A 16,106-nucleotide genomic window follows, 5' to 3' on the forward strand; every position below is an offset into this window, starting at 1 on the left:
GGTCTCCCTATCACCTGCACGGCATGCAGGTTCCGACCCCGCAGTACCAGGAGGGGACTTCCCGTGACGACCCAGCAGATCTCCGACGCCGACCTCGCCGGCCAGCCCGCCGCCTACTGGACCGGTGTCGCCTACGAGGCGCTCATCGCGTACACCCGGGCCCAGCAGGCCAAAAAGGGCTACACACAGCCCCAGTTCTGGCTACTGCGCAACCTGTCGGAACACGACATCTCGCCCGACGGCGAGGGGATGACCCTGCCCGAGCTGCGGGAGGCCATGAACTCCTACATCCGGCCCGAGGACGACCTGGCAGCGGAGGCCGAGGTGCTCGTGGAGCGCGGCTGGCTGAGCCGAGACCTCGAAGACCGGCTGTGGCTCACCAAGGAGGGGGAACAAGCCCGCATCGACCTCGCACGCAACGCCCCCGCGATCCGCGCCGCCCTCCACGAGGGCATCGACGACACGGACTACGTCACCACGGTGAAGGTGCTCCAGCAACTGATCCGCAACGCGAGCGGGACGGCCGCCTGACAGATCGAGGGGCCCGCAGGGCCGGCGCTTGCTCCAGTCCTGCGCCGGTTCCTGCTCTTCCTGCGAGCCGGAAGGCACGCGCCCAACTCCCCAGGGCAGGGAAGTGAGTACGGGGCCCGAGCCCACCCACCCACCGCCCCCTCACACCACCTCGTCCGCGAACTCCCGTACCGGCCAGGTCCCGTCGATCACCGCGTCCGCCTCGCCCTTGCGGCGCAGGAAGTTCTGGAAGTCCGCCGCCCATTCCGCGTACCACTCGATCTGGCGGCGGTGCAGTTCCGCCGGGCCGAGGGCGGCGACCTTGGGGTGGCGGTCGGCTATCGCGCAGGCCAGCCGGGCGGCGGCCAGTGCGTCCGCCGAGGCGTCGTGGGCGGCGTCCAGCAGGACGCCGTACTCCGTGCACACCGCTTCGAGGTTGCGCTTGCCGCGGCGGTAGCGGTCGATGGAGCGGTCGATCGTGTACGGGTCGATGACCGGAGCCAGGTCCAGGCCGCCGAGCCGCTCACGCAGGGACGGCAGGCCGTGCCGCCGCAGCTCCGCGGAGAGCATCGTGAGGTCGAAGTTCGCGTTGTAGGCGACCACCGGCACGCCCGTCTTCCAGTACCCCGCCAGCACGTCCGCGATCGCGTCCACGACCTGGTCGGCGGGGAGCCCCTCGCTGGTCGCGCGCTCGTTGGTGATGCCGTGCACGGCCACCGCCTCCGCCGGGATCTCCACGCCCGGATCGGCCAGCCATTCACGGTGGCCGAGCGGCTCCCCGCCCCTCACCTCGATCACCGCGCCCGTGACGATGCGCGCCTCGCGCGGGTCCGTCCCGGTCGTCTCCAGGTCGAAGCCGATCAGCAGCTCATGGTGCCAGCCCATGCCTGGCCCCCCTTCTTCGTGGTGCTTTCCCCCAGTGGTTTCCACGATCCCATGAGCCACTGACAATCCGAGGACCGCATTCCGCTTACGAAGGGCGAGCGGCTCAGGACACCGGCCGCGAATCCGCCCAGGCCACCTCGAACTCCTCGCGGTACGTCGGGAAGATACCGATCTCTTCCACTTCGCCCGACTTGACCGTCCGGCTCCCGCCCCGCAGCACCAGCACCGGCGCCTCCATCCCCCGCGTCCGGCGCAGATACGTCTGCACGATCGCGACCCCGTCCGATCCGTCCCCGTCGACGAGGTAGGCCGTGAAGCGGGGCGTCTCGTCGTATACCTGGATCTCGAACGCGCCCGGGTCACGCAGCTTGGACCGCACCCGGCGCATATGGAGGATGTTCATCTCCACCGCGCGGCTCAACTCACCCCGCTTTATGCCGAGTTCCCGCTCGCGCCGCTTCACCGCACTGGACGCGGGATTCAGGAACAACAGCCTCGTTCTGCAACCCGACTCCGCCAGCCGCACCAGCCGCCGCCCGGAGAAGTTCTGCACGAGCAGATTGAGGCCGATACCGATGGCGTCGAGCCGACGCGCGCCGCCGAAGATGTCCTCGGCCGGGAACTGGCGCATCAGCCGTACGCGGTCCGTGTGCACGGCGACCACATCGCCGTACCGCTCGCCCACCAGGTCCTCGACCGCGTCCACCGGCAGCCGGCGCGCGGAGGGTACGTCGCCGCCCGCGCCGAGGGTCTCCAGGAGCTTGCCCGAGGCCCGCTCCGCCTGGTTGAGGACGGCCTCGGACAGGGCGCGGTTGCGGGAGACGACGTTGCGCGTGACCTCCAGCTCGTCCAGGGCGAGTTCGACGTCGCGGCGCTCGTCGACGTACGGCTCGAAGCACGGCCAGTGCTGCACCATCAGCTCCCGCAGCTGGGGCAACGTGAGGAAGCTCAGGACGTTGTCGTCGGCGGGGTCGAGCAAGTAGCCCTTGCGGCGGCTGACTTCCCGTACGGCGACCGCTCGCTGCACCCACTCCTGGCCGGCCGGTCCGGCTGCCGCGACCACCCACTCGTCGCCGTGGACGGGTTCGTAGATGGGGCGCAGGACGGCGGCGACGACCGCGCGCAGCCGCTGCTCGACCAGGTTCAGCCAGATGTAGGCCCGGCCGGCCCGCTGGGCGCGCGTACGCACCTCGTGCCAGGCTTCGGCGTCCCAGTCCAGTTCCGGACCGATGGAACCCGTTTCCATCGGCCGTGCCAGGGACACCGCGCCGGGCGGGACCTCTGTGGAGTGCCCCTCATGACCTTCGTCACCAGGGGGCAGCTCCAACCCTCCCGAGCCCACCCGCGCACCGCCTTCCGCTCCCCCGAGCTCCCCTGTGGCCGATCCCGGCCAACGATCAAGGAAGGGTACTCCGGGAGCGGTCAACGGTGCAGCCGGATGGACATGGTCGTTTCTCAACTACCGCTTTCGACATGCCCGTTCTGGTCGGCGAGGGCGGCGGGAGTGAGCGGATTCATAGCGGTGACATCGCGCGGGGCGATGGAGAAGCCCTGCCAGTGGACCGGCATGGGCTGCTGGTCCTCGTCCCGGGCTATGTGGTGGAAGCCCACGTTCACCCAGACCAACGGGTGTGTGAGGCTCTGTCCGTTGACCCATCCGTCGACCGATTTCTTGGCGCCGGCACCGCAGTCGCGGAGGTTGTCGCTGGCGAACTGCTCGCACTTGTTGTACTCGGTGAAGTAGACGTCGTGCCGGGTGTAACTGCGGCCCGGGAACTTGGTGGTGGCGGCGGGGACGATCTCGTACGACCGCGCGTGGCCGTCCTTGTTCTTGCCGGTGGCACTGACGACGCGCCACCAGCGCATGTTCCTGGCGTCGCCCGCGAGTTCCTTCTTGACCTGGGTGCGGGTCGTCCTGGTGGTGGGTCCCACGTTGCCGCTCGCGGCCGGGCTGACCACCGAGTCGTACTGCTCGACCTTGCCCTTGGAGGAGCCGTCGAGGCCGAAGTCGAGCCGCCAGAAGACGTTGTGGCTGTGGCTGGTGGCGTACGCCTTGGCGCCCTGGCCGAGGGGCCAGCCGCGGCCGTCGCCCGCGTCGTAGTCGTCGGGCGAGAGGCTGCCGGTGGCGCCGACGTTCATGTTGACGGTGCCGTCGTCCTGGAAGCGCCACTCGGTGATGTACTCGTACCAGCCGACCTGGTTGACGGTGTAGACGAGCAGGTCCTTGCCCTGGGTCTGCCAGACCTTGTTCGCGCCGTCGCCCTGCATACGGTAGGCGTGGCCGCGTGAACGGGTCGTGGTGCACAGGCCCTTGACGCTCGCGTTGTCCGGGTCCCAGGCCTCGGGCACCTTGACGGTCTTGATGGTGCCGCCGGGGCATTCGCCGGGCGCCATGTTCATCAGACCCTGGCCGAAGCCCGCCGCGGTCAGGTCGTGGTACTCGGCCTTTCCGTCGTCATAGGGGACGTGTATCTGGCCGAGCTTCGCGGAGTTGAGCACCTTGATCGGCCGGGACGCGCCCGGCGGCTGGTACGAGACGTTCTCCAGGACGAGCCCGGCCTCGCTCTCGTAGCGCCAGCACATCCGCCAGGTGGTGCCGGTGGCGAGCTTCTGCTCGATGCGGTACGGCGCACTGCACTCGGCGGGCGGTACGGGGCCGGCCTGCGGCTGGGCGGTGGCCGGACCCGCCGCCGCGGTGAGGCCGGCGGCCAGCGCGACCGCGGAAAGGCCGACGAGCAAACTCTTTTCGCGCATGACGAAGAGACTCCCAAGGAAGAAAGAAGGGGAGAGGAGAAAAGAAGAGAGTGGAGAGTGGAGAGGGAAGAGTTGAGAGTGGAGAGAAGAAGGTCGGAGCAGTGGGCTGAGAGCAGTCGCCCCTGGTCAGCCGAGTTCGGCCACCTTGCGGGCGCTCAGGTCGATCACGAGCGAACGGGCGTCGATCCACGCCCCGTTCCTCACCTTCGGGAAGAGCCGCACACAGCGGTGGTCACCGCAGCTGGCGAGTGCCGCGGGCCGGGCGCCCGGAGCGGCCCGGTACACCATGCTGGTGACGAGCAACTGGTCCGGCGAGGTCAGTTCCGTACCGGTGGCGTCCTTGAAGTCGGCCTTCAGGCCGGCGCCCAGCGGATCGGCTATCAGGAGCCTGGTCGCCTCGGCCGTCTCATCGCGGCTCAGGGGCGGTTGTACGCCGCGCTGCGTGCCGGTCCGCTCGACCTTGCCGGTGTCGAGGTTGACGGTCCTGGTGACCAGGGTGTCGTCCTTGTAGTCGTAGAACGACACGTCCGCGCGCCGGGGCGCGTCCGGATCGTCCACCTCGGCGGCCTCGGGGTCGGCGAGCCGGACGCTGATCCGCTGCGGGCCGCGTTCCCCCTCGACGTTCTCGCTGGAGTTGAGCACCTGGCGGTTCAGGACGATCCGCTCGACCCGTGCCATCTCGCCGTCGGTCAGCGGATCACGGCCCTCGCCCTTCGCACCCTCGGCGGGCACCTCTTCGACGACCCCGGGTGGCGGAGCTGCCTGCTGCTGCGCGGACTGTCCCGCGCTCCCGCCCGCACTCGCCGCGTTCCCGGCAGTTCCCGTACCTCCCGAGGCGTCGGCCCCCGCCGATCCCGGCAGCGTCACCGCCATCATCACGGCCGTACCGGCCACCGCGATGCCCGTACCCGCCACCACCTTGCCCAGGTGTCGGCGTACGATTTTGCGCACGTTGTCCCCCTACTCCCCCTTAATCCAAGGGAGTACGTAAAGAACCAATAGTTTTGACATACCCGCGTATGCACTGGTCGACCGGTAAGAGGGCCGTAAGTCGTAGGTGGTTCCATCACTTTCGGGGAGACTCGGAGCGGAGTCGGCCCCAGGGGCGGACCACAACTGAAAGAGTCGAGTCCATGCAGGTCTGGCCAGGCGAGGCGTATCCACTCGGTGCCACATACGACGGCGCCGGCACCAACTTCGCGGTCTTCTCGGAGGCCGCCGACCGGGTCGAGCTGTGTCTGCTCCACGACGACGGCTCGGAAACAGCGGTGGAACTGCGGGAGAGCGACGCGTTCGTCCGGCACGCGTACCTGCCGGGTGTGATGCCGGGACAGCGCTACGGCTTCCGCGCGCACGGCCCGTACGCGCCCGAGCGCGGCCAGCGGACCAACTCGGCGAAGCTGCTGCTCGATCCGTACGCGCGTGCGATCAGCGGTTCGGTCACCTGGGGCGAGGAGGTCTACGGCTACCACTTCGACGCACCCGACCGGCGTAACGACCTCGACTCCGCGCCCCACACCATGACGTCGGTCGTGGTCAACCCGTACTTCGACTGGGGTGACGACCGGCGCCCGCGCACCGAGTACCACCACACGGTGATCTACGAGGCCCATGTGAAGGGCCTGACGATGCGCCACCCGGCGCTGCCCGAGGAACTGCGCGGCACGTACGCGGCGCTCGCCCACCCGGCGATCATCGAACACCTGACCTCGCTCGGCGTCACCGCCCTGGAACTGATGCCGGTGCACCAGTTCGTGAACGACCACCGTCTGGTGGACATGGGCCTCAACAACTACTGGGGCTACAACACGATCGGTTTCTTCGCCCCGCACAACGCGTACGCCTCCTGGGGCGACCGCGGGCAGCAGGTCCTGGAGTTCAAGTCGGCGGTGCGGGCGCTGCACGAGGCCGGTATCGAGGTCATCCTGGACGTGGTCTACAACCACACCGCGGAGGGCAACCATCTGGGCCCGACGCTGTCCTTCAAGGGCATCGACAACGCGCAGTACTACCGGCTCATGGAGGACCAGCGCTACTACATGGACACCACGGGCACCGGGAACTCGCTGCTCATGCGGTCCCCGCACGTGCTCCAGCTGATCATGGACTCGCTGCGCTACTGGGTCACCGAGATGCATGTCGACGGGTTCCGCTTCGACCTCGCGGCCACGCTGGCCCGGCAGTTCCACGAGGTGGACCGGCTGTCGTCGTTCTTCGACCTGGTCCAGCAGGACCCGGTGGTGTCCCAGGTGAAGCTGATCGCCGAGCCGTGGGACGTGGGCGAGGGCGGCTACCAGGTGGGCAACTTCCCGCCGTTGTGGACCGAGTGGAACGGCATGTACCGCGACACCGTGCGGGACATGTGGCGGGGTGAGCCGCGCACGCTCGCGGAGTTCGCGTCCCGGCTGACCGGCTCCTCGGACCTCTACCAGGACGACGGCCGCCGCCCGCTGGCCTCGATCAACTTCGTGACCTGTCACGACGGTTTCACCCTGAACGACCTGGTGTCGTACAACGAGAAGCGCAACCTGGCCAACGGCGAGGACAACCGGGACGGCGAGAGTCACAACCGGTCCTGGAACTGCGGCGCGGAGGGCGAGACCGACGACCCGGCCGTTCTCGCGCTCAGGGCGCGCCAGCTGCGCAACTTCGTGGCGACCCTGATGCTGTCCCAGGGGGTGCCGATGATCAGCCACGGCGACGAGTTCGCGCGCACCCAGGGCGGCAACAACAACGCGTACTGCCAGGACAACGAGGTCTCCTGGGTGCCGTGGCCGGACCCCGCCGACACCACCGGGGATGGCACAGAACCCGGCTCCGGCGGACCGCTGGATTTCATGCGCGCGATGGTGTGGCTGCGCAAGGACCACCCGGTCTTCCGCCGGCGCCGCTTCTTCCACGGCCGGCCCGTGGAGGGCACCCACGACGAGCTGTCGGACATCGCCTGGTTCACTCCGGCGGGCGAGGAGATGGTCCAGCGCGACTGGGACTCGGCGCAGGCGGGGGCGATGAGTGTGTTCCTCAACGGCAACGCGATCTCGGAGCCCGGTTCGCGTGGGGAGCGCATCGCCGACGACTCGTTCCTGCTGATGTTCAACGCCTCGCCGAAGACACTGGAGTTCGTGGTGCCCGTCAACCACGGCCGGCAGTGGCAGGTCGTGATCGACACGGCCCGCCCGGAGGGCGTGACACCGGGCACGGGCGCGAAGGTGAAGGCGGGCGACCGCCTGACCCTGGTCGACCACAGTCTGACGGTGCTGCAGCGCCCCGCCTAACCACCGCTCTGTAGCCGATCCAGGACGCCGAGTGCAGGAGCCGATGACACGAAAGCCCGTGAGGCGGGTACGTAGGTTCCCATGACACCTGAGCGCCCTGACCCGGTCGTGCCCACGGCCACGTACCGGCTGCAACTCCAGCCCGAGTTCCCGTTCGGTGCCGCGGCGGCGGCCGTGCCGTACCTGGCCTCGCTCGGCGTCTCGCATCTGCATCTGTCGCCGTTCCTGGAGTCCGTCCCGGGGTCGACGCACGGCTACGACATCGTGGACCACACGCGCGTGCGGGGTGAACTCGGCGGCGAGGAGGGCCTGCGCGCGCTGGCCCGCACCGCGCGGGAGCACGGTCTCGGTCTGGTCGCGGACATCGTGCCGAACCACATGGCCATGTCCCCGCGCCACAACCGCCCCCTGTGGGAGGTGCTCCGGGAGGGTCCCGGGTCGCCGTACGCGCGGTGGTTCGACATCGACTGGGACGCGCAGGGCGGTCAGCTGCTCCTGCCGGTGCTCGGGCAGCCGCTCGGCGCGGTCATGGACCAGCTGACGGTCGAGCACCGGCAGGACGCGCATCTGCGGTACGACGGCCCTGTCCTGCGCTACTACGACCACGTCCTCCCGCTGCGCGAGGGCACCGAGAAGCTGCCGCTGCCGCAGCTCGTCGACGCGCAGTGGTACCGCCCGGTGTGGTGGCGGCTGGCCCGTACGGAGCTCAACTACCGGCGCTTCTTCAGCATCTCGGAGCTGATCGGGGTGCGGGTCGAGGACCCCGAGGTGTTCGCGGCGACGCACGGGAAACTGCTGGAGCTGCTCGCCGACGGAGTGCTGGAGGGCCTGCGGGTCGACCACCCGGACGGTCTCGCGGACCCGGGCTCGTATCTGCGCCGCCTGCACGAGGCGAGCGGGGGCCGCTGGACGGTGGTCGAGAAGATCCTCGCGGACGGGGAGCATCTGCCGGCTTCCTGGCCGGTCGCGGGGACCACCGGCTACGACGCCCTGCGGCACCTGGACGGCCTGTTCACGGACCCGGCGGGCGTGGGTGAACTCCTCGGCCAGTACCGGCGTTTCGCGGTCCCCCAGGCCGACCGGGGCGGGTACTGGGAGGCGACGGTACGGCGGGCCGCGTACAAGGTGGTGACGCACGAGCTGGCCACCGAGGTGGACCGGCTGACCCGCGTGGCGAACCGTCTCTGCGCCGCCTCCCCGGACCCCGCGCTGCGCGACCGCGCCCCCTGGGCCCTGCGTGCCGCGCTGCGCGAGCTGCTGGTCCGCCTGGAGGTCTACCGCCCCTACACCCCCGGGGACACGGCGTCCGTGGTCACCGAGGAGGCCGCCGCGGAGGCCCGGTCCGCGTTCGTCGTCCCGGAGGAGGGCGGGGCCGTGGACGTCGTACGGAATCTGCTGCTCGGGCAGTCCGACGACGGCGCCGGTGCCGGGCATGCCGAGTTCCGGGCCCGGTTCGCGCAGACCGCGTCGGCGTTGCGGGCCAAGTCCGTGGAGGACACGGCGTTCTACCGCTATGTGCCGCTGCTGTCGGCGACCGAGGTGGGCGGCAGTCCGGGCAGCCCCGCGGTGTCCCCGGAGGACTTCCACGCCTACTGCGCGCGCGTGCAGCGCGACTGGCCCGCCACGGGGACGGTGCTGACGACGCACGACACGAAGCGCAGCGCCGACGTACGCGCGGCGCTGGCCGTGCTCACCGAGTGCCCGCAGCGCTGGGCCGACGTCCTGGCGGAGGTGACCCGCACCGGTGAGGGCGTGCCCGACGCCCAGCTGGCGTGGGCGGCCTGGCAGACGGTCTTCGGTCTGGGCCCGGCGGCCGGGGAGCGGATCCAGGGCGCCCTCCTGAAGCACGTCCGGGAGGCGGGCCTGTTCACGGCGTGGACGGAGCAGGAGCCCGTGTACGAGGAGGCGGTGGCGGCGTTCGTCGCGGCGGGCCCGTGCGGCGCGCCGGGCGAGGCCGTGGCCGCGCTGCGGAGTGCCCTGGAGCCGTATGTCCGGGCGAACGTCCTGGGCGCGGCCCTGGTCCACCTGACGATGCCGGGCGTACCGGACCTCTATCAGGGCACGGAGACCGAGTACCGGGCCCTCGTGGACCCGGACAACCGGCGCCCGGCCCACTTCCCTCCGGAGGCCCCCGGCGAGAAGGCCGGGCTGACCGCGGCGGCGCTGCGGCTGCGTGCGCGGCGCCCGGCGGTGTTCGGCGACACGGCGACGTACACGCCGCTCGTCGCGCAGGGTCCGGCGGCGGCGCACTGTGTGGCGTTCGCGCGCTCCGGGGAGGTGATCACCGCGGTCACCCGGCTGTCCCTGCGGCTCGCGGACACGGGCGGCTGGCACGACACGCGGCTGCCGCTGCCGCCGGGCCGGTGGGCCGATCTGCTGGCTCCGGAGCGGGAGTTCACGGGCCACGCGCGCGTGGCGGAGCTTTTCGGGCGGCTGCCGGTGGCGCTGCTGGAGCGTGTCGGCGAGGAGTGAGACCGGCGCGGGCGGTGTCGCCGTGCGCCGTGGCATCGCCCTGGTGCCCGGCGCACGGCCGCGCACGCTCCCGGAGCCCGCACGGGACGTACGGCGCGTGGTGGCGAACGGCGTCGCCCCCCTCGTACCCGGTGGGGGCGTCCGCCGCGTGGCACGGCACGCGGGGCGGATGTTCCAGCCTGCCGTTCCGGTCGGCTGCAACCGCCTTCACCCCGGCAGCAAGTGCTTCTTCACGCCCCCTGGAGCCGCCCCGTCACCTCCTTGACAGTTCCTGGACGCCATGGGGTACTGCGGATTGCGACGCCGGGTGGACCAGACGGGGGTGAGTCTCCTGCCGGAGCTGCGCTACCCCAGTGTGAACGAACTCGTCTCGTCCGCCCGGGCACTGTCGGCTCACCGGCCCGGCCTGTGCACCTTCAGGCAAGTGGGCTCATCGCGTGCGGGACGGCCCCTGTACCTGCTGTCCGTGGGCCACGCACGACGCGCCGTACTCGTCGTCGCGGGTGCCCACGCCAACGAACCCACGGGCGGCTCCACGCTCCTCGCACTTGCCGAACGGGCCCTGTGCGACCGCGAGTTGCGGGCGGGCACCTCCTGGCACTTCCTGCTGTGCGCGGACCCGGACGGCGCCAGCCTGCATGTCACGCCGGCACCGCGCAGCCTGCTCGACTACCACCTCGGCTTCTACCGGCCCGCCGGACCCGAGCAGCCCGAGTGGTCGCCGTCCGTCCTCCCGCCCGACCGGCTGCCGCCGGAGACCCGCGCCCTGACCCGTGTCATCGACGAGGTGCGGCCCTACCTCCAGGTCACCCTGCACGGCACCGACGTGGGCGGCAGCTGGGTGCAGCTGACGAAGGACGTCCCCGGGCTGGCCGAGCCGTTCGCCAAGTCGGCGGCGGAGCTGCACATCCCGGTGGAGACGGGTGCCTCGGACGCGGCGGGCTGGCCCGCGTCGGGGCCCGGAGTGCATGTGATGCCGGCGCCGGGCTCGGACGTGGCGTACCCGAGCATGCCGGACGACGCCCGGCACAGCACCTGGTACCACGCCCACCGGTACGGCGGTCTGACCGCGGTCGTCGAGGTGCCGATGTGGGCGAGCGACCTGGTCGACGACCCCGCCACGCATCCCGCCCCGGCCGCGGCGATACGGCGGCTCGCGTGCCGGCTGCTGCGGGACGGGCAGGAGGTCGAGCGGGTGCTCACCGACGCGCTGCCCCGGTTGCAGGGCGCCGAGGGGCCACTGCTGCGGGCCGCCCGGTGGGCGCTGGAACTCGTACCGGGGCTGGCCGCCGACTGGACACACACACCGCCCGCCGACACGACGATGGCGTACGTCGGCAGCGTGGACGCGTTCGGCCGCCGGCTGCCGCTGCGGGCCGCCGCGATGCTGCTGCGGGTCCTGCGGGAGACCGACGACCGCGCGGCGCCGTGTCTCGAACACCTGGTCGCCACCTGGAGCGACGCCTTCATGGACCGGTTCCGCGCCCGCTGGGTGCCGCTGGAGCACCAGGTCGAGCACCAGGCCCGCACGGTCGTGGCGGCGGCACGGCACGCGCGCGAGGGCGCCGCACGGAGGAGCTAGGCGCTCCGCGGGATATGCGGTTCGTTGGCCGCGGGCCGGTGGGGGCTGGTCGCGCCCCGCGGCGGAGCCGCAGTCGATACAGCCCCGCGCCCCTTTGGGGCGCGGGTTGCGCACCCGACTTCACCAGGACTGCTTAGACGAAACCGTTCACCTCGCCAACGGCCTACGAACCCACGGCACCATTGGTCCCCCCGCTACAGCGCGAACACCGCCCCTGTCCGTGCCCCCAGCTCGCACCCGTTGGAGAAGGTCCGGTCGTACTCCCGGGGGCGACCGTTCCACTCGCCGTGCGCGTGCACGGTGACGGGGGCGTAGAGCATCGGGCAGAGGATCTTCTTCGGCGGGATGCCGCCGATGTCACCGTCCACCGCGGCGAGCTCCGCGCAGGCCCGGGCCGCCTGGGCGTGCCCCTGGGGCGGGTCGCACAGCACCAGCGTGCCGCGGGTGTCGGAGTCGCCCCGTGCGACGGTGACATAGAGCCAGTTGGCCGGGGCGCTCTCCTGGGGGACCGCCTGGGCGGGGGCGGAGCCCGCGAGGAGGAGACCGACGGCCAGCAGGGCACCGCGTACCCCTCGCACGGTCCTGACGGGGTGGACGGGGTTGATCGTGTCGCCGGGGTTGATCGTGTGGGTCATTCCCTGTGCATCGGCACCGCGGCCTCCGCACCCCACCCCGACTCACCCGAACGGGAGCCCACGCGCGCGTACCGGCCGGCCAGTTCGAACGCGGCGAGCACCACCCGCGACTGGTACTCCACCTGACGGGCGACCGGTATCCAGCGCGCCCCGCAGCCGTCGCGGTAGTCGGCGCACCACTCGTCGACGATCCGGTCGAGCGCGCACAGGACGTCGGCCGCCCCCGGGCCGGCCCGGGACGCCAGCTGGTGGAGCAGTCCCGCCGTACGCAGCGCCAGCCGCCGCCCCGCGATGCGCAGGGTCACGAGGTGGGCGGTGGTGAGCGGTGGCAGCGGGCGCTCGGTGCCGTCGTCCGTGTCGGGGTCCCAGGCGTCGGCGAGACCGGGGCAGACCAGCAGGTAGTCGCTCACCGGGGCGAGGAGGCGATCCGCGTCAGGCACGCGCGCGAGGTGGGGCCGCAGCCGTCCGAGGACCGTCTCCAGGTACCGCGTGTCGTGCCGCAGGGTATGGCTGACGGTGCGCAGCACAGTGTCGGTGTCATCGGGCGGGGAGTCGTCCTCCACGGCGGCCACGCCCCACATGGGCGCCTCGACGATCGCCGTCACGGTGCCGTGCCGGTGCGGGTGGAACCAGGTCGACTCGACGGCGGCCTCCGTGATCGCGGCGGCCAGGTCGCCGGGTCTCGGCGGCGGTATCCGGTGGACGGCGGGTCCCAGTCGGGGCCAGTACAGGGTGTCGTACGGGCCGAGTTCGCGCGGGATGCCCAGCCGGGCCGCGGTCTCGGCGACACGCTGCGGGAGGCCCGGCAGCTCGCGGGTGAGCTCCACGAAGCCGCCGCCGACGTCGACCCCGTGCAGGGAGCACTGGAAGAACGGCCGCAGTTCGTCCTGGAGGGCGAGCAGCGCACGGGTCTCCGGCAGGGCGGCCCCGGCCGCGCCGTCGGGCAGCCACTCGGGCTGTTCCAGGAAGCCGGGCCGGAAGAAGTTCCGGAAGTAGTGGCCGAGCATGTACGGACCCCCGAGCCAGCCCTCGTTCCGGCGGGAGCCGTCGGGATCGAGGCACAGCAGCAGGTTCCAGGTGGCGTCCGCTCGGAGCGTCGGTCCGGGGTCGGCGAGGGCCCGTTCGGCCAGCCGGAGGGCGGTCGCGCCGCCCACGGGCTCGTTGGCGTGCGGTCCGGCGACAACGAGGGCCTGGCGGTCGCCGTGCCCCACGGAGAGCAGCCACAGGGGCGTGCCGTCGCGGGAGGTGCCGACGGTGCGCAGCCGGGCGTCCGCGGGATGACGGGCGACGAGTGCGGCGGCCCGGTCGGCCAGCTCGTCCACGGTCGGGTAGCGGAGGAGCGGCGACAGGGCACACCTCCACGTCACGGGGCGGTCGGTTCACCTGGTGTACATGGTGCACGCACAGTCAGTCACGACTGACGGGGTACGTCAACACCAGGGCAGGCAAAGTGACTTGCTCCCACGGGGGCGACTTCTGGGTGGCGTCTCCCACGAACGCCGGCTCACTCCGCCGCGAGCCGGAACGCCATGTGCCCGAAGCTGATCTGGTCGCCGTCGCGGACGACGGCCGCGCCGATCACGCGTCGCCCGTTCACCGTCGTGCCGTTGGTCGAGCCGAGGTCGCGCAGCACCCACAGGCCGCCCTGCTGCCGGAGTTCGGCGTGGACGCGGGAGACCGTCTCGTGGGTGAGCCGCAGGCCGTTGGCGGGGTCGCGGCCTATGCGCAGCGGGTGGCTGTTGCCGGGATGGGGCAGCAGCAGCTTGGGGAGCCGCTCGGCCTGCCAGGCCCTGCGCAGCCGTACCGTGAAGCCGGAGACCGCTTCGACCGTCCCGAACACCAGGCGGGAGAAGCGTTTCTCGGTGGGCAGGTCGGCGGTGAGTACGGCCAGTTCGTCGGACCGGCGGGCGGCGAGCGCCAGTTCCATGCGCCGGATGAACGTGTCGTGCGAAAGCCTCCCCAGGGCTACGCCGTCACGGAGCGCCTTCAACGCCCGGTCGCGCTCCGCGTCGGAGAGACGCGCGGGGTACGTGTGGAACTCGAAAGACGACGTCACGTTCGTGATTGTCGGGCAGTGCGCGCGGGGTGTCCAGAAAACGCGGAAACGGCGGCCTGTTGGGCCGATCTGACGACACCTCGGGCAAACGTGAAGATTCAAGCGCGGACCGCCGATGTTTGAAGCACCATGGACGGGGCTACCTCCCGGTGGGCACTGCCCGGCAGACGAAGGGGAACCGTCCGTGCGCTTCGAGGTGTGGGCACCGCAGGCCAGTCGTGTGACGCTCCAGTGCGATGGAGGCACGCGCGCGTTGGAGCGCGATCCTGAGCGCACGGGCTGGTGGTCCGGCGAGGCCGAGGCCCGGGACGGGTCGCGTTACGGCTTCGCCGTGGACGACGGCCCTGTGCTTCCCGACCCGCGCTCGCGCCGCCAGCCGGACGGCCCCGACGGGCTGAGCGCGGTCGTCGACCACGGGCGCCACGTCTGGCAGACCGAGTGGGCGGGCCGCGCGCTGCCGGGTGCGGTGCTGTATGAGCTGCACGTGGGCACGTACACGCCCGGGGGCACGCTGGACTCGGCGGCCGAGCGGCTCGGCCACCTCGTGGAACTGGGCGTCACCCACGTCGAGTTGATGCCGCTGTGCCCGTTCCCGGGGCGGCACGGCTGGGGGTACGAGGGGGTCTCGCTGTGGGCCGTGCACGAGCCGTACGGCGGCCCCGAGGCGCTGAAACGCTTTGTCGACCGAGCACACTCGCTCGGCCTCGGTGTGGTCCTGGACGTCGTGCACAATCACTTCGGGCCGTCCGGCAACTATCTGCCGGCCTTCGGCCCGTACCTTACGGAGACCCATCAGACGCCCTGGGGCTCCGCCGTGAACCTGGACGCGCCCGGTTCGGACGAGGTGCGCGCGTATCTGCTCGGCAGCGCGCTGGCCTGGCTGCGCGACTACCGGATCGACGGGCTGCGGCTGGACGCGGTGCACGCGCTGCGGGACACGCGCGCGTGCCACTTCCTGGAGGAGCTGTCGACGGCCGTGGACACCCTCGCCGCCGATCTGGGCCGGCCGCTGTCCCTGATCGCCGAGTCCGACCTCAACGACCCGCGGCTTGTCACCCCGCGCGCGGGAGGCGGCCTCGGACTGCACGCGCAGTGGAGCGACGACTTCCACCATGCCCTGCACGCGGCACTGACCGGTGAGTCGCAGGGCTACTACGAGGACTTCGCGCGGGCCCCGCTCCCGGCGCTCGCCAAGACGCTCACGGGCGGCTACTTTCACGACGGCACGTACTCGAGCTTCCGGGGCCGTCTGCACGGCCGCCCGCTCGACCGCGTCCGCGTCGCCGCGCACCGGCTGGTCGGCTTCACCCAGACCCATGACCAGATCGGCAACCGCGCCCAGGGGGACCGCCTTTCGGCCTCCCTCTCCCCCGGTCTGCTCGCCTGCGCCGCCGCCCTGATGCTCACCGGACCGTTCACGCCGATGCTGTTCATGGGCGAGGAGTGGGCGGCGGGCACCCCGTGGCAGTTCTTCACCGACCACACGGACCCGGACCTCGCGGAGGCCGTACGGCAGGGCAGGCGGCGGGAGTTCACGGCGCACGGCTGGGCTGAGGAGGACGTCCCGGACCCCCAGGACCCGGCGACCCGCGACCGCTCCTGCCTCGACTGGTCCGAGCCCGGACGCGAGCCCCACGCGCGCGTGCTGTCCTGGTACCGGGAGCTGATCGCCCTGCGCCACGCCCAGCCCGACCTCACGGACCCGGATCTCTCGGACATGAAGGTCGCCTACGACGAGGAGGCCGGCTGGCTCGCCTTCCGGCGCGGCGACGTACGGGTGGTGGTGAACCTCTCCACGAAGTCCGCGGCGATTCCCCTGGGCCCGCGCCGGGTGCGGGTGCTGGCCGCCTGGGAACCGGTCGAACTGCCGGGCGCGGACGGGTTGTTGCACGTTCCCGGCGAGTCCTGCGTGGTGCTGGAGCAAGGCTGAGCACGGG

The 16,106-nt window shown here is 71.5% G+C and carries 13 protein-coding genes; 6 read left to right on the top strand and 7 right to left on the bottom strand.

Going from position 1 to position 16,106, the window contains the following annotated elements:
* Positions 1-63: 63 nt before the first annotated feature.
* Positions 64-531 (top strand): MarR family transcriptional regulator, encoded by a 468-nt coding sequence (locus tag ACH4TV_RS24015; RefSeq protein ID WP_398401300.1) that lies wholly within the window; start codon positions 64-66, stop codon positions 529-531.
* A gap of 141 nt (positions 532-672) precedes the next feature.
* On the opposite strand, the gene ACH4TV_RS24020 is transcribed toward ACH4TV_RS24015, so the two are convergent.
* From ACH4TV_RS24020 to ACH4TV_RS24035, 4 genes are all read right to left on the bottom strand, one after another.
* Complete coding sequence (locus tag ACH4TV_RS24020; protein ID WP_398401302.1) at positions 673-1,395, bottom strand: 3'-5' exonuclease; 723 nt, start codon at positions 1,393-1,395, stop codon at positions 673-675.
* A 103-nt stretch (positions 1,396-1,498) separates the two neighbouring features.
* A complete protein-coding gene (locus ACH4TV_RS24025) occupies positions 1,499-2,737 on the bottom strand; it encodes an SAV2148 family HEPN domain-containing protein (RefSeq protein ID WP_398401304.1) in 1,239 nt (412 codons plus the stop codon).
* A gap of 113 nt (positions 2,738-2,850) precedes the next feature.
* Positions 2,851-4,149 carry a copper amine oxidase gene (locus ACH4TV_RS24030; RefSeq protein ID WP_398401306.1) on the bottom strand — a complete coding sequence of 433 codons (1,299 nt, stop codon included), beginning with the start codon at positions 4,147-4,149 and terminating at the stop codon, positions 2,851-2,853.
* A 126-nt stretch (positions 4,150-4,275) separates the two neighbouring features.
* Positions 4,276-5,100: a Tat pathway signal sequence domain protein gene (locus ACH4TV_RS24035; protein WP_398401308.1), complete on the bottom strand. Its 825-nt coding sequence runs from the start codon at positions 5,098-5,100 to the stop codon at positions 4,276-4,278.
* 182 nt (positions 5,101-5,282) lie between these two features.
* Between ACH4TV_RS24035 and glgX the strand changes: the two genes are divergently transcribed.
* From glgX to ACH4TV_RS24055, 4 genes are all read left to right on the top strand, one after another.
* Positions 5,283-7,424: a glycogen debranching protein GlgX gene (glgX, locus tag ACH4TV_RS24040; protein WP_398401310.1), complete on the top strand. Its 2,142-nt coding sequence runs from the start codon at positions 5,283-5,285 to the stop codon at positions 7,422-7,424.
* 81 nt (positions 7,425-7,505) lie between these two features.
* Positions 7,506-9,896: a malto-oligosyltrehalose synthase gene (gene treY / locus ACH4TV_RS24045; RefSeq protein WP_398401312.1), complete on the top strand. Its 2,391-nt coding sequence runs from the start codon at positions 7,506-7,508 to the stop codon at positions 9,894-9,896.
* Entirely contained in the window at positions 9,880-10,161 is a 282-nt protein-coding gene (locus ACH4TV_RS24050) for a hypothetical protein (RefSeq protein ID WP_398401314.1), read from the top strand. The genes treY and ACH4TV_RS24050 overlap by 17 nt, the downstream gene beginning before the upstream one ends.
* 57 nt (positions 10,162-10,218) lie before the next feature.
* Positions 10,219-11,478, top strand: a complete 1,260-nt coding sequence (locus tag ACH4TV_RS24055) for a M14 family zinc carboxypeptidase (protein ID WP_398401316.1) — start codon at positions 10,219-10,221, stop codon at positions 11,476-11,478.
* A gap of 194 nt (positions 11,479-11,672) precedes the next feature.
* Here ACH4TV_RS24055 and ACH4TV_RS24060 read toward each other — a convergent pair whose 3' ends face one another.
* From ACH4TV_RS24060 to ACH4TV_RS24070, 3 genes are all read right to left on the bottom strand, one after another.
* Entirely contained in the window at positions 11,673-12,113 is a 441-nt protein-coding gene (locus tag ACH4TV_RS24060) for an SSI family serine proteinase inhibitor (protein WP_398401318.1), read from the bottom strand.
* Complete coding sequence (locus tag ACH4TV_RS24065; RefSeq protein ID WP_398401320.1) at positions 12,110-13,480, bottom strand: M14 family zinc carboxypeptidase; 1,371 nt, start codon at positions 13,478-13,480, stop codon at positions 12,110-12,112. The genes ACH4TV_RS24060 and ACH4TV_RS24065 overlap by 4 nt, the downstream gene beginning before the upstream one ends.
* Positions 13,481-13,617: 137 nt before the next feature.
* Complete coding sequence (locus ACH4TV_RS24070) at positions 13,618-14,169, bottom strand: FHA domain-containing protein (protein ID WP_398401322.1); 552 nt, start codon at positions 14,167-14,169, stop codon at positions 13,618-13,620.
* A 184-nt stretch (positions 14,170-14,353) separates the two neighbouring features.
* Here ACH4TV_RS24070 and treZ point away from each other — a divergent pair, with 184 nt between their 5' ends.
* Positions 14,354-16,099, top strand: a complete 1,746-nt coding sequence (treZ, locus tag ACH4TV_RS24075) for a malto-oligosyltrehalose trehalohydrolase (RefSeq protein WP_398401324.1) — start codon at positions 14,354-14,356, stop codon at positions 16,097-16,099.
* Positions 16,100-16,106: the final 7 nt, after the last annotated feature.

The organism is Streptomyces sp. NPDC020898 (assembly GCF_044333925.1).
Classification (GTDB): domain Bacteria; phylum Actinomycetota; class Actinomycetes; order Streptomycetales; family Streptomycetaceae; genus Streptomyces.

What these genes read in the sequence shown, in the direction of transcription:
- ACH4TV_RS24020 (WP_398401302.1), bottom strand. Translation starts at nt 1,395, where the DNA reads ATGGGCTGGCACCATGAGCTGCTGATCGGCTTCGACCTGGAGACGACC.
- ACH4TV_RS24030 (WP_398401306.1), bottom strand. Translation starts at nt 4,149, where the DNA reads ATGCGCGAAAAGAGTTTGCTCGTCGGCCTTTCCGCGGTCGCGCTGGCC.
- glgX (WP_398401310.1), top strand. Translation starts at nt 5,283, where the DNA reads ATGCAGGTCTGGCCAGGCGAGGCGTATCCACTCGGTGCCACATACGAC.
- treY (WP_398401312.1), top strand. Translation starts at nt 7,506, where the DNA reads ATGACACCTGAGCGCCCTGACCCGGTCGTGCCCACGGCCACGTACCGG.
- ACH4TV_RS24060 (WP_398401318.1), bottom strand. Translation starts at nt 12,113, where the DNA reads ATGACCCACACGATCAACCCCGGCGACACGATCAACCCCGTCCACCCC.